At 37.6% G+C, this 15,106-nt stretch carries 10 protein-coding genes; all 10 read right to left on the reverse strand.

Going from position 1 to position 15,106, the window contains the following annotated elements:
• Positions 1-7: 7 nt before the first annotated feature.
• The gene (locus tag ACKU4N_RS11990; RefSeq protein ID WP_321316556.1) at positions 8-1,492 is read right to left on the reverse strand and encodes an MFS transporter; all 1,485 of its coding nucleotides are present in this window, start codon (positions 1,490-1,492) and stop codon (positions 8-10) included.
• Positions 1,493-1,557: 65 nt separating this feature from the next.
• A complete protein-coding gene (locus ACKU4N_RS11995) occupies positions 1,558-2,646 on the reverse strand; it encodes a glycosyl hydrolase family 17 protein (RefSeq protein WP_321316557.1) in 1,089 nt (362 codons plus the stop codon).
• Between the two features lie 28 nt (positions 2,647-2,674).
• The gene (locus tag ACKU4N_RS12000; protein WP_321316558.1) at positions 2,675-3,610 is read right to left on the reverse strand and encodes a glycoside hydrolase family 17 protein; all 936 of its coding nucleotides are present in this window, start codon (positions 3,608-3,610) and stop codon (positions 2,675-2,677) included.
• Between the two features lie 38 nt (positions 3,611-3,648).
• A complete protein-coding gene (locus tag ACKU4N_RS12005) occupies positions 3,649-4,539 on the reverse strand; it encodes a glycoside hydrolase family 17 protein (protein WP_321316559.1) in 891 nt (296 codons plus the stop codon).
• A gap of 82 nt (positions 4,540-4,621) precedes the next feature.
• Positions 4,622-8,083 carry a 1,3-beta-D-glucan phosphorylase, GH149 family gene (locus ACKU4N_RS12010; protein ID WP_321316560.1) on the reverse strand — a complete coding sequence of 1,154 codons (3,462 nt, stop codon included), beginning with the start codon at positions 8,081-8,083 and terminating at the stop codon, positions 4,622-4,624.
• A 102-nt stretch (positions 8,084-8,185) separates the two neighbouring features.
• Positions 8,186-9,742, reverse strand: a complete 1,557-nt coding sequence (locus ACKU4N_RS12015) for a sugar porter family MFS transporter (protein WP_321316561.1) — start codon at positions 9,740-9,742, stop codon at positions 8,186-8,188.
• A gap of 38 nt (positions 9,743-9,780) precedes the next feature.
• Entirely contained in the window at positions 9,781-10,614 is an 834-nt protein-coding gene (locus ACKU4N_RS12020; RefSeq protein ID WP_321316562.1) for a glycoside hydrolase family 16 protein, read from the reverse strand.
• 26 nt (positions 10,615-10,640) lie between these two features.
• Positions 10,641-11,981 carry a family 16 glycosylhydrolase gene (locus tag ACKU4N_RS12025; RefSeq protein WP_321316563.1) on the reverse strand — a complete coding sequence of 447 codons (1,341 nt, stop codon included), beginning with the start codon at positions 11,979-11,981 and terminating at the stop codon, positions 10,641-10,643.
• A 71-nt stretch (positions 11,982-12,052) separates the two neighbouring features.
• Positions 12,053-13,456: a PKD domain-containing protein gene (locus ACKU4N_RS12030; RefSeq protein WP_321316564.1), complete on the reverse strand. Its 1,404-nt coding sequence runs from the start codon at positions 13,454-13,456 to the stop codon at positions 12,053-12,055.
• A gap of 74 nt (positions 13,457-13,530) precedes the next feature.
• Positions 13,531-15,093 carry a RagB/SusD family nutrient uptake outer membrane protein gene (locus ACKU4N_RS12035; protein ID WP_321316565.1) on the reverse strand — a complete coding sequence of 521 codons (1,563 nt, stop codon included), beginning with the start codon at positions 15,091-15,093 and terminating at the stop codon, positions 13,531-13,533.
• Positions 15,094-15,106: the final 13 nt, after the last annotated feature.

Raw genomic sequence — 15,106 nt, forward strand, 5'->3', positions numbered from 1 at the left:
GCTTATTTTATATTTTATCAGGTATAATTTCGCCTGTAACATTACTGATCACATCACCTTCATGTTTTACCTTACCTCGACGTGCGATTAAAGCTTCTCTTATTTCATGAGATCTCGTTTCTGTAATATCATATTTCCATATCAATACAATTGCAAGAAATGCTGTAGTAATTGGAATCAGGATATCTGCTAACCTGAGGTTTGTAATGGTCTCTGCAGACTGAACATCAACACTTTCATCGAAGCCAATATAGTGCAAAACAACACCACTGGTTAGCATGGCAACGGCCGTTCCCAGTTTCACCATCCACCAGTAAATAGCTCCGAATGTAGCCTCTCTGCGTTCTCCATTATTCAATTCATCCAAATCGCAAACATCAGCAGTCATCGACATCATTAAAGTAAACAAGCCACCTATCCCGAATGACAAAAACGGAATTGGCATGAACATCAGCCAAGGGTATTCAGGATTAAATCCCCACCATTTTAATGCATATCCCACCACTGAAAGAAGAGTAGCTATGATAAAAGCATTCTTTTTTCCAAAGTTCTCGGAAAGCTTAGTAACAATAGGGATTACAAGAAATGCTGTAGCCATAGCACTTATGGTTCCAAACCATGCCGGCCAACCTCCTGCTGCCACCTTATCCCCTTGAAAAAGATAATAGACAATAATAAAGAAGGCAAATTGAGCAATCGTCTGGAATCCATTAAAAATGAGAAAGGTAGACCCGCAAAGCTTCATGAATGGCTTGTTTTGAATGGTTAACTTTATCCCTTTTATAAATTCTTTTGTGTTGGCAGCCAATTCTTTTGTCGACAAATTTTTCATTTTATCCTGATCGGGAACAATCATTTCTTTGTTAAAAAGGGCTGGAAGAACACCCAAAACCATGCACAAACCACCTACCCAAATAGAAAGAATTCGTGCTCCCTCTGGTGCAGAATCAAAAATAGAAGGATTATAAATTATTACCCAAAACCAAGGGGCTATCATCCATGCAATTTGTCCCATAAACTGAGAAACAGCCATCAATCTGGTTCTTTCATTGTAATCGGGAGTCATTTCGTACCCCAAACCAATTAATGGTGTTGCAAAAATGGTATAACCGATGTAAAAAAATATGGATATTACTAAGAAATAAAAGAAATTATAAACCTCAGAATTTTCAGGATTCAGTTGCCACATGATCATAAAAGCAACTCCAGAAATAACACTCCCCATTAAAATATAAGGTTTTCTTCGCCCCCATTTCGATTTCGTATTATCTGAAATAAATCCCATAACAGGATCTGTTAAAGCATCAATAAGTCTGGGCAGTGCACCCAATACTCCGGCCAGAATAGGATCCATCCCCAAAGACATTACCAATACAACCATAAACACACCCAGAGCCGCAGGAAATAGCTGATTTGCCAGATGTCCTGATCCAAATGCCAGTTTTTGCCCAAATGGGACAATGTCTTCCTTTGCCGTTTTATAATGTGTCATATGAATTGAATTAGGAATTAAAAATTAGGAGTTGGGCATGCAGGCAGTAATGGTCGAAATTTGACTTACTTATCAAAAAGGCTTTCCATCACTTTTTTGGGTTTTCGATCGACAGTGAATAAGCCCCAATGCTTTTCGGCTCCTAAGGGATTCGCTGTTTCTCCTTTCCAATCTTCATCGAAAGCTTCAAAAAAGAAGGTTGTAATGTTCATTTCTGAAGACCATTTAATCAGATCATTATAGTATTGTTTCTGTTTTTCTTCGCTTGCTCTCTCACTAAATTCGGAGGCTACAGTCGCCCACCCTGCTTCTGTAATTACAATTTTACTATCAGGAAGAGCATTCCGGACTTTTTGTACATTTTCGATGGTATAAGACATTGCTTCTTCGATGTCTTTGCCTTCCCAAACCGGATAAACATGAATCGAAATAAAATCGACTGCCTTCGCTAATTTTTCGCCTTTAGCAGCCCACCATTCATAATTATCGGCAACAGTAACAGGTTGCTTGATTGCCTTCTGAACTTTCTGAACGTAGGAAATAATTGAATCTGTATCTACCTTATGATCATTCCATTCAACCAAAGCTTCGTTGCCAACATTAACCGCAATTACTGTTTCAGAATATTTTGCAGCCAGACGAATACCTTCTTGTATTTCCTTCTGGTTTGCAATGGTATTTTGAGTTAAAACTTCGGCAGGAATCGGTTCAGTTAACCATTCACAAGTTTCATGAGCACTTAATTCAGCTTTCAGCCAAATACCCAGCATTACTTTAATATCAAGCTTATTTTCTTCAATTATTCTAAGAACAGCTTTAGAATTTTCACCCGAATCGTACAGACGAATTAAATTGAAAAGAGAATCATGAAAGATCATCTGAAGATCTTCTAGAATCTGTTCATCACTTGGATTAATTGCTCCTTCTCCTCTATCAGGATGTTGGCCTGTTCTAAAACCAGAATAGCAAACCGCCTTCGAAACTCCATTTAATAAATCTTCACTTGTTTGCTTAATTTCTATGGCAGTTGTTTGTGGCAAATCTGAATCTTTTGGGGACACTTTCTTATCATTTTTACAGGAGATCAGAATGATTGAAATCACCAAAGTGATCATTATACCAGTACTCCTGTTATTTTTTACTAAGTTTTTCATAATTGTTTAGATTATAAGATATGAGATGCTAGGTGTTAGAAAAAAGTTTCTTCATTACCTTTTTGGGTTTTCGATCAACCGTAAAAAGGCCCCAATGTTTTTCCGGTTCCAAGGGTTCATGAGATCCTTTCCAAGGCTCATCAAAAGCCTCAAAAACAAAGGTTAAAACCTCTTCTTTCTCACTCCAATCAATCAAATCATTGTAATATATTTCCTGCAAATCCTGACTTACATTTCCAGGAGAAATGCCTCTTCCATTGGACATGGTAGCCCAACCGGCTTCTGTAATTACAACAGGTTTGTGAGGATACTTATCAGCAACACTGTAATAATTTTGCTTGGTGTATTCCATCGCCTCATGAATATTTTTATATTCCCACACCGGATAAGTGTGAATGGATATGAAGTCTATTTCCTCAACCAGATCTTTTAATTTATCCAGCCATGGCACATAGTTTTCGCAAAATGTTACAGGCTGTTTTGCTCCTTTTTTAATCAATTGAACGTAAGCAATCACATTTTCTATCGAAACGTAATGATCCGTCCAGTGCACCAATGCCTCATTCCCTGCTGATAAAGAAAAAATGATATCAGGAAATTCATTGGCCAATTGAATCAGCTTTTGAATCTGATTCAAATTTCTTTGCTTATTTTCATTCAATTCCTCTTCCGAATAGGAGCCTCCCCAAGGGCATCCAAAATTGTTCATTTCAGCACCTATGTAGGCACCCAGCATGACTTTAAAATCCAGATTCTCTTTGCGAATCACTTCTAAAACAAGATCTGTTTGTTCATCGCAGTCGTATAACCGAAGATATTTCCAATGATTATTCAATATTAAAAGATCTTCTTTAATCTGCTCATAAGTTGGATAAACCCCTGATTCCGGGCTTTGTCCTTCTCTGAAACCCGAATAACAAATCGCTTTTCCTGGTTCTATATTTAATGGTTCGTTTCGATTCATTCTGCAGTGGTTAATGTTGTCCCGATTCAATACATCGACTATTTCGAAAATTTCAAGTTCTCATCCTTATCCCAAATTCCCCAATAGGCTCCAACATCACCTTCATCAGAGGTTTTCCATACTTCATCGAATGATGAAAAATAGAAAATATCGATATCCTCTTCCTTAGACCACATTTGCGTGTTTATAAAATATTTAAGAGCATTTACTTTGGACGGTTCGGCACCATGAAATTTTTCACCAACATTTGGCCAGCCGGTTTCAGTAATAATTACTTTTTTCCCATTTCCGGCTTTCAGTGCACGATTGTACATGTCTTTCATATACAGATACGAATGATCAAGGCTGCAACCTTCCCAAAATGGATAACAATTGGCCAATATCACATCACAAGCTGTCGTTATTCTCGGACGGTTACCAAATTCATAATAGGCGTCAACATATCCGACAGGAATTCCCGGAAGTGCTTTTTTCACCCTATAGATGTAATCCAACAATTCATCTTCGGTTAAATCCTCACGATACAGCACCTCATTTCCAACGGCAACAATATCTGCATGTCCGGCTTTAACAACTTTAATCAAATTGGTGATTTCCTGTTCGTTAATACTTTTGTATTTTCCCAACCAAGCTCCAACCATGGTTTTCAGTCCATTTTCCTTGGCAATTTTAGGTATTAACTCATTGCCCTCGGTGCACGAAAATGACCTTACCCATTTGATGTAAGGTTTAATGATCTCAATTCTTCTCCTAATTTGCTCTTCACTAATTTCTGTGCCAGGTTCCTGATCCTCCATATATGGACTAAAACACAATCCGTGCATTCCGGAATTCAACAATCGATTGTAGAGAGATACTAATTCAGCTTCTGTTTTACCAGAAAGATCCATTCCGGCAAGAGACATTAAATATTCACTTCTTACTGACATAGGTTATAGATTAATAGGTTAGAGTTTTAAGGAAACAGTACAATCACAAAACAAATTGCAATCGTACTGTTTGTTTCAATTATTATTTTCTCCCGATTGAAAAATCGATTCTCTCCACTTCTCCACTTCGGTTAAATATCAAAGCACTTATCTCCCCATCTATTGTATTGTTTAGAATCACTTTCGTTTCTCCGGTATTAAATACAATTGTAATTTGATTTTTTTCTGCTAAAGAATAGATTACAGGAACCTTGCAGTAAGTAAAGGCTAACTGACCGCTATGAACAGCAATTTGTTTCTCCTGTCCATTCACATCGTAATAAACAAATAGCTCATCATGATTCAATATCTCCTGATCGTTAAACAAAGAAGTACCAAAAACAATCTCACCCTTTCGAACCTGGATTCCCAGCTCTGCAATTCTGGAAATAAAATCTTCTTTTACCTGACCGGTCATACCTGGTTGTTGAGCCCCGGCATGAGAAGGGGTATGAGAATAAGCATCTGTTGGAAAGGCTCCGTATAGTTTCGGTGATTTATACAATCCAATGCCTGCTTTAATTTCGTAGTAGTGATCCTTTATTTTACCAATCACTACTGGATCAGCTTCCTGTTCGATGGCATTAAAATAGCTTTCTTGTGCAGCAAGCAAGAGTTTCGAAACCATGTGCCAATAGATACTACCCAAACCTTCAAAGCCATAAAAAGTACCCGATCGACCTGTAAATGACTGATGATCGAACATCTCTTCGAAAATATCGAGCACCTTCTTTTTTTCCTCTTTAACAAGCTGTCCGTATTTATTTGTATTCAGATTATTGATCGCATTTTCCAAAACCTGGGCATTCCTAAATGTGCCATCAAAATGATAACCACCTAATTTATCTACATTCAGAATTGAAGAATCCTGATCAGCAATTAGCTGAGATAATAATTTAGATTCTTTCACCTGATTGGCAGGAATGTTATTCTTTTCTATAAACAGAGGTAACTGTCTGTTTGGATAAAGAAAATAACTGTATTGATCTTCGCGGAACAATGCACTTGCTTTTAAAGCATCCAAAATATCCAGACTTTCCTCCGCATTTAAATAACCAGAGCTTAAAACAGCAACCTGTCCTTCCAGCATTTGGGATAAATAACGAACCGAAACACTTTCCTCTGTAAACGAAATCAGATTATAAGCATGATAAAGTCCATCCTCACGTTTGTTTACTTTAATAGATTGATCCATATAAACCAAAGCCAGATTGGTGAATTCGAGCAATTCGCTCACCTTCACTGTTTTTTTCAATCCGGAAAAAGAATTGGCATAAATTCCATTTCGGTAAGTCGTTCCGGCTTCACCCAATACATCTGCGAAACGGCGTCTGTCTTCATCCGAAAATCCTCTTTCCAATAGAGATGCATTTTCAGAAAACAAATTAAAAATGCTATCCAGTAAAGTTTTCACCTCTTCAGAAATGCGGATCTCTTCTACAGAAACAGTAGCAAATTTCACAGACCAAAACTTCAGGAATCTTCTTAGGTAACACAAAGTAACCATCGAAACGCCATTACCCACCAAGGCATTGTTCGCGTCGTTCCATTCCGGACGTTGAGTATTTAACCAGATACCCGCTTCAGGAATAAAATTGCTTAGCTTCGTTAACAGAGTTACCAATATTTTTTCCGTTAAGTTGGCTTGATACAAGCCTTCCTCTCCATTTGTAAGCATGCGGGCATCAGCTCCAATCATCGCTACCCTACTTCTAATCTGATCATTCAAAGCAAAATCAAACTCGATGGTATCTTGTGGATTTTTTACAATATCCTTGTAAGATTTAATTCGATACGGAACATTTGCATACACAAAATTTTCCTTCGTAAGCAATTCATCCAACTTTTGTGGGTGATATTCATTCGATAACTCCAGGAATTTTTGCAGATAGATAATCTGATGATCTCCCCAGTACCCGATATAAGCCCATGGATCATGCGGATCCGGACATTCCCAATCGATTCCCTCTCGTGTTATTCGGTATGGATTGTAACCATCAGGAGTAGATGCATTTACAAATTTGCCAATCATTCCCTCGATAAATTCAGGATACGACAAACCCAGAGCTTCCCAGTTTTGAAAGATATCACGCCAATTTCCCTGATAATTCAATTTTGGTGAGCCATCGTCATTTTTTGTTTCAATAGAAAACTGGTTCCAAGGACGACTTGGATCTCCATGTCTTCTGCTGAATGTAAGCGGAAGATATTCATAACAGATTCTAATCAAATCAGAATTACCAGTCTTTTCAGCCTGTTGATTTAATTCGGTATAAGTAATTTTTGATGGCAATTGATCAATCCACAATTCAAATTCTTTAGCGATCAATTTATTGGTTTGCTGAACGAACAATTTAAAATCATCTGATCCCACAAAGTAATTATCAATAAAAACACCTCCCCGCATCACATTAAAAAGTGTATTTGAAAAGTGACGGGCGCAAGCCAAATCATCATTTCCTATTTGCAAACCATCGGCGTCTGCAACAATTTGAATCAAATTTTTTGTGCCCAAAGCGATATCATTGGATACTAATTCTGATATGTTCTTTTCAATATTGATAAAGTTATTTAGATTGGTAACAGCTGCACTGTTCTGATTTACTTCTGCAACAATTATCCATTCGCGCGATTCTTTTGCTGTCAATTCCAATTCTGCATTTAAAATATAAGCTCCTTTTGTTGCTCTAACATCAAATTCAGCCTCAACTGCAAAACCATCCTTAAATCGATCACATTGTTTGCTTGATAAAAGAATTTTCCTTTTGTCATTTAATCCATGCGACCATACAGTAGTTGCATTTAACGATTCACTTGGTTCAGCTCTATCAACAGGTATTGAACTCAACATATACAATCCCAGTCCACTTTCTGCAAGCAATTCACTTTTCTTATATGCGTCTAACAGATTACTGTATTCATTCTGAAAATCGTAATCTATACCGCAAGGAAGAATATTTTCAATCCCGTCAAGAATCTCAAATTTTACGGATTCATCACTTAAATTACTAACGATCGATTTTTTTACCCAACCAAATTTTTCACTGTTGCTCCAGCCATATTGGAAACTCATTCCCAAATCGAAATTCACCTCTTCAAAAACGACTTTGTTGCCATAAATACTCTTATACAAATTCCGTTCAATCTTGTATATTTTTCTCAGACCATCAGAGAAAGGTTTCCATAGAAAGGTTTTTTCATTCTTTTCAACCAGCACAATTGTCTTACTGCCTGTTTTATCTCTGTAATCGTGAATCTTATCAACGGTATAATAAGGGAACAATGCATTGTTCCTGTCTTTTCTTCCTGCCGACAAAGAACCATTGCTCGATATGAACATCCAGTGATCGGAATCACTGACTATACTCATAAAGAAGTCTGACATTTGATCAGAATTGCTGATCTTGTAAAACTTTTCATTATGTAGTTCTACGAATTCCCCCTCAACGTCAGCCTTACTGCAATTCAAACTCGTGTCTCCCAAATAAATGCTATTCTTCTTCATTTTAAATTTAATTGATTCTACTTCAATTACTTTTTATAGTAAAAACTTATACTTTTTTATATTTTAAAGCTCACAATCGAATTCTTCCGATGGAAGCATTCATTATTCTTTTACAAGGATCAGTTCCAACTCCTCCAAAGATTTTCCTTTGGTTTCGGGCAACATGAAAAAAACAAATACAAGTCCTATCGCACCAAAAATTCCATAAATCAGAAATGTTGTGGCATTGCCGAAATTTATCTGCTCCCAAGGGAAGACCAACTGAACCAAAAAACTGATTCCCGAGTTTATTAAACCAACAAATGAAATGGCTAATCCCCGAACCCGATTCGGAAATAATTCTGAAAACAAAACCCACATAACCGGTCCCAATGAAATAGCAAAAGAGGCCACAAAACCAAGGATACCAATTAAAACCAACCATGGATTGATACTAATTGCTTTGGAGATAAAATCGGTTTGGTGTTCTTTAAAAGTTTGTTCGCCAACACAAGCTTTTAGAGCTTTATTAAATTCTACATCGCTATTATACAGAACATTCTGCATGGATGTAATATCCTCTGAACCGGCAATTAATGAGCATTCTTGAATACTTTTTTCGGTCAATTGATAAGTTGCCTGCCCAAATCCTGCAGACAGGATAAACATCGAAATTGCAATGCCAGTTAATCCGAAAATCAAAAGTGGCTTTCGTCCAACGCGGTCGACCAACCATATTGCAAAAAGCGTAAATACCAAATTGATCAGGCCAACTAAAATGGCCTGAGAAAACGAAGCATCGGTACCAATACCCGTTTGTTCAAAAATCATAGGAGCATAAAAAAATACGGAATTGATACCGGTAATTTGTTGCGTAACTGCAATCACAATACCAATGAGCAATACCAATTTCATGGATGGCTGAAACAACTCTCTAAAGGATACTTTTTCCTTTTGCGGTGATGATTTAATACTATGGGTAATGGATTTTAGCTGAATTTCTGCTTCTTCTGTTCCCAAAGATCTCTCCATAACCAGTAAGGCTTCATCATCCAATCCATTCATGGCCAACCATCTTGGACTGCGGGGAACGAAGAATAGAAATACAAAATAAATGATTGCAGGCAAGGCTTCCAAACCTAACATCCAACGCCAATTGAAAGTACTAAACTGTAAGAATTCAGCCCAGCCAGCATCTGATTTTCCCAATTGTAAAATCAGGTAATTCGTAAAAAAGGCAACAGATATGCCCAGTACAATATTCAGTTGATTAAAAGAAACCATAGTTCCCCTTAATTTAGGCGGAGCAATTTCGGCAATGTAAACCGGTGCAATGATTAAAGAAGCTCCAACACCAAAACCGCCAAGCATTCGTGCCATTACCAAAAACAAAAAATTAGGTGCAAATGCCGATCCCAGCGCAGAAATAAAATAGAGAACAGCTGCATATTTAAGAATCGTTCTTCTTCCGAACTTATCACTTAACGGACCTGCCAATAACATAGCTAAAGTTGCTGTAAGAGTTAAACAGCTAACCGACCATCCCAATTCAATTTTCGTTAAATTAAATTGAGGTTCAATAAATTTCACAACACCTGATATAACAGAGGCGTCAAATCCCATTAGAAAGCCACCTAATGCAACTATGAGTGAAACAAAAACGGTATATTTTAAATTCATAAAGTCTGTTCTCAATTAGATTTCCAAAACAAAAGCGATTATTTTTTCTGAAAGATCCTCACATAATCAACCTGCATAGTTTGAGGAAATGCTTCAGCATCTATTCCTTCCACACTACCCCAGGCTCCACCTACAGCAACATTTAATATCAGGTAGAAAGGTTTTACATAAGGCCATTTAGATTCGCCTAAACCTTCGTTTTTGTATTCAAAATAAAGTTGATCGTCTACATAGGCTCTCATAACTTCAGGTGTCCACTCCCAGATGTAGGAATGAAATTTTTCAGCTACATCAGATATATGTATTGTATCAGTTTGTTGTGTGTTAATTTGCCATTGGTAATCTTTAGAGTGAGCCGAAGCATGAATCACCCCTAAATTATGCCCAACATGCTCCATGATGTCGATTTCGCCAATATTTGGCCAATTTCCATCTTTAAAAGTCCAGTCTGCCGGCATCATCCATATGGCAGACCAAGTACCTCTTCCCTTGGGAAGCTTGGCATTCACCTCAATTTTTCCGCACAACCAATTTGCTTTTGAATTTAAACGGGCAGATGTATACTCCTTGCCTTCGTATTGCTCTTTTAAGGCATTGATGCTGAGAACACCATCTTTAACCCAGGCATTTTCTTTTTTTGCAATTGTATAATGTTGAGCTTCATTATTTCCCCAACCTTCCGAATTCCCAACTGTATCGTAAATCCACTTTGTTGAATCAGGTAAACCGGTATAATCAAATTCATCGCTCCAGACCAACTGATAGTTGTCAGCATCTCCTGCAATTTTTGCAGAGCTTTCTGATTTCTTCCAATTGCAGGAAGACAGCAGAAATATTGTTCCCAATAATAGGATGGTATTTTTAAGTGGCATATTGTGTGTTTTATATAATTCTTCGTTTACTGGTATACCCGAACGTAATCAACCTCCATGCTTTGAGGGAAAATTGAATTGTCGACTCCCTGAGCACCTCCCCAGTTTCCACCTACAGCTACATTTAATATGAAGAATTGAGCTTCGTTAAATGGCCAATTAGCTGCCGTTTTAGCAGATGGTGCATAGGTATGAGTGATATGATCAGGAGTGTCGATGTAAAATACCATCTCTGTTTCATCCCATAATAAACCATAAATGTGGAATTCTTCTTCGGCGGTTGATAGAGATACACTACTACCATCACCATTAGAACCTGAACCGGCAGTTGTATGAACTGTTGCATGAACTATATCAGGTTGATAACCTACATATTCCATAATATCAATTTCTCCGCATGCAGGCCATCCAGCTGTGTTGATATTGCTTCCCAGCATCCATATGGCAGGCCATATTCCTGTGCCGGAAGGTAATTTGGCGCGAATTTCATATCTTCCAAATGTAAATTCTTTTTTGCCTTTTGAGATCATGCGTGCGGAGGTGTACGAACCGGCAGCTTTATCATCATTCACTTTACGTGCCGTGATGATCAGCTTGCCATCCACAACTTCGGCATTATCCCCATTGGTGTAATTTTGTAATTCGTTGTTGCCCCATCCACCTGAGCCGGTTTCGAAGGTCCAATAATCTGTATTTACCGCAGATCCATCAAATTCATCAGACCATACCAATGTCATATTATTCAAATAGTCCGGATCGTCTTGAGCGATACTTATCTGTTTTGTCAGAACTTTTTCAAAATCATCTTTATAAACATGTAATTCCACATCATAAATACCTGCCTTTGAAAAATATATTTCAGTTTCATCGATATTATCTCCAGTGATCTCATTGTGATTGTATGTCCATGAAATACGATCATAATCGCCCTTGGTTGTATTATTTAGTGTGACAAAATTTGGCTTCGTACTATTTATTAGATAAGTAAAATCAGCAACAAAAACATCATTTGCAATACTAACAGTCTTACTTGCACTCTTATTATTCGACAGCTCATTATCCAGCCCCCAAAGAGTCAGCTTCGCATTGTAATCTCCTTTTTCGGAGTAGAAAACGGTATAATCTTTTGTATTTGCACGTTCCTTTTCAGAAACCTCTCCATTTCCAAAATCCCACTGCATAAAAAGATACGCTCCTGTACTTGTATTTGAAAACACGATTTTATTTGCATCATTCGCATCTTCACTAAAAGTGAAATCGGGAGTATAGGTTTCTTCATCATCATTTTTACTGCAGGACAGTAATGCAGACACAAATAGTATAGACAGGAATATCTTAACATGTGTAAGTGAACGTAATATTTTCATAGGGACAATTTGTACAGAAAAGTGAGTTTATAATTTTGCCGGAGCAACAAAAGTGCTCCGGCATTATTTAATTAGGGTAATAATTTAAAATCGTCGATATAAAATAGTCCTGCATTGCAATGACCTTCAGCTCCAAGCTGAATTACAATCTGGTCAAAATCAACACGATCAGAAACATCGCTAAAATCGAAGGTTAATTCTACCCATTTTCCAAACTGATCTTCAGTTAAAGTATGGCTGCGAACCTGTTGAGTTTGCCAAGCATTTCCGCCAAGAGAACTATCCTGTAGTTTCACATCCACCTGAGGCTTAAGTACCCACTCAGAAAGCCAATCTGTACCCGGATTACACACTGTAACATAATCGTTAAAAGAAGGGATAAATACCTGCATGGTAAATATATTTCTTACCGATAAATCAATCTTATAATCTAATACGGTAAGCACATTTGTCCACTCGCCAGCACCTTTCTTATATCTTGCAACCTTCTCCGATGAATTTACATCTGAAGGAGCAAAATTGTCAATGATATCGAATCCTTCAATGTCTTTAGTCTCCCAAACAACATTTCCATTTCCTTCAAAATCATCTGCGATATCATTACTTTCCAACTCTTTTACTACTGGTGGTGCAGGTTGTGTCAATTTATCAACCGGTCTAAATCGGGTAAACCAATAGAAATTAGACTTTGTATCCCAAAATGCCACTTCCAGCAGATCATCAGTAAGAGTCATGATTTCATATTCCGACGCACCAGCATAGTATCCTAAAAATCCACCACCTGTAACATTGATCTTTTCACCAGCAACAACACAAACAAAATCACCACCGGCAAATGGCATGATAAAATCATTGCCACTTGGCTCTTCATTCCCTGCTGTAGTGCCTAAATCTGAGGCCCAGGCTCCATTGGCATATACAAAACCATTTGTCTCCTGAGTTACTGTTAGACCTGAAGAAGTAATTTTAAAGGTAAATCTGTCATCGTAAAAATTTCTTTCCGCTTTATCGTTTATAGCGGCACCATACCATTCCGTAGGATTAGCCAAGGTAGGTCCTAATCCAAAATGAGCTTGAGAGTAGGCATCGACAGCCCAAACCTGTTCCCCTGAACCAATTAACTGATCGTAAGGATATCCGGAAAGAAAAGCAGGATTATCCACATCTGTTGTGATCTCATCTTCAACAACAGTAACACCACCTTGAGAAATTACAGTTAATGTAACTGTATAAGTTCCAGCAAAAGTATATTGAGCAGTAACTGAACTTCCTTTTTGTGTAACCCCATTCCCAAAATCCCAAATTGAGCTTACGCCTGGAGTATTGTTATAAAGAGTATATTCATTGGTTACATTGGTTGGAGTATATCCCCAATCAATCTGTTCTGCCATTAAGTTTTCCGGCGTGCTGTACTCCTCAGGAGAACAGGACACAACAACAACTAAAAGCAAAATAAAATATAATATTTTTTTCATAATTTGAATTTTAAATAATCATTTGATAGGTTATGAAAATTGTGAATCACCGAAGATAATTCGAACACAACCTTCTAATAACCATCGTTTTGCTCTAAAACAAAATTCGAAAGTGCAATTTCTGTTGAAGGAATTGGCCAAAACCCTTTGGCTGCGGAATTAACAGCTGAATCATAAATACCACCTAAATTTGTTGCATTAACAGCACTTTCAAGTACAGGCATACCTCTTCTAAGTAAATCCCAATATCTGATTCCTTCCAATGCAAACTCTAACTTTCTTTCTTCAAAAATTTGATCAAGTGTTACTGAACTAACAGGAGAATAAGACTCAAAAGCACGTCCTCTAACCTTATTGTAGTGAATTGCAGCTGTTGCATTCGATCCGATATGAAATTCCATTTCAGCAGCCATCAGTAAAACATCAGCATAACGTATTGAAATGTAATTCTGAGGAAAATTCAGTTGCTCTTGTCCAACATCAGGAACCTGGCTTTTAAGGCCTGCATACTTTTTATTCAAATAGCCTGTATACTGATCAGCTTCTTCAAAATTACCTGCGCCCAATTCTTCTACCATATCAAGGAGTGTGAAATCACGTCGAAGATCACCATCTTGGTAAGAATCGTAAAGTTGCTGTGTTGCCGGAGAGAATCCCCATCCAGAATAATATTCAGAATCAGCATTAGTTCCTCGAGGACCTACAAATACAACCATTTTATTACCAATATCAAAAGGAGCGTTATACCATTGCCATCCTTCACCTTGGTTTGAGAATTGTACCTCAAAAATACCTTCTATGGAATTTTCAACCCATGAATTAGTGACATCAGCATGTCCCCAAAGATTTCCAAAGTCAGGTAAAAGATCAGCACCGCTATTCGTGATAATTTCATTTAAATAGTTTAAAACATCCGAACCGGTAACATCACCAGGCATTGTAGAACTTGCATTACCACTACCATATACGCCATCATAAAAAAGGTACATCCTGGCTAATAAAGCTCTTGGAGCCCACTCTGTAACTCTACCTTTTTCGTCATTACTGTAAGTAACATCTTTTAAATAAGTGATTGAAGTTTCCAAATCGTTTGCGATTTGAGCATACACTTCATCTACAGGAGCCGCAACTTGTGAATATTCCGAAGTTGCAAGAGTTTTGGTTATTAAAGGAATATTCTCAAACAGACGAACTAAATTGGAATAGTAGTAAGCTCTCAAGAAAAGAGCCTCGCCTTTGAATTGTATCTTTAATTCTTCCGACATTTCCGAAGCATCAACCTTTTCCAAAAAGATATTTGCGCCGTAAACACCAGCGTAATGATCGTTCCACATAGCACTCCACATACCCTCTGAAGAGGTGGTCAATCCTCTGTCTGCTCTCTTTCCGGAAACACCATCAGTTGCAGAACCACCTCCGCCATAAGCATCATCCGAAACAATATCCATGGTTATTTGCAGGCTCTCGCCCCAGTTTCTTTGCAATGGTTCATATGCTGCAATTAATGCTCTATACATATCGTCTTCCGTACGATAGAAACTTTCTTCTGTCTGTTCGGTTACAGGGCTCTTATCGAGATAGTTTTCACAGCCCATTAAAGTAACAGCAAAAAGAAGGATATAAATTATCTTTTTCATTGTTTTTGTTTTA

Origin of the sequence: Labilibaculum sp., assembly GCF_963664555.1 — a bacterium.
GTDB lineage: Bacteria > Bacteroidota > Bacteroidia > Bacteroidales > Marinifilaceae > Labilibaculum.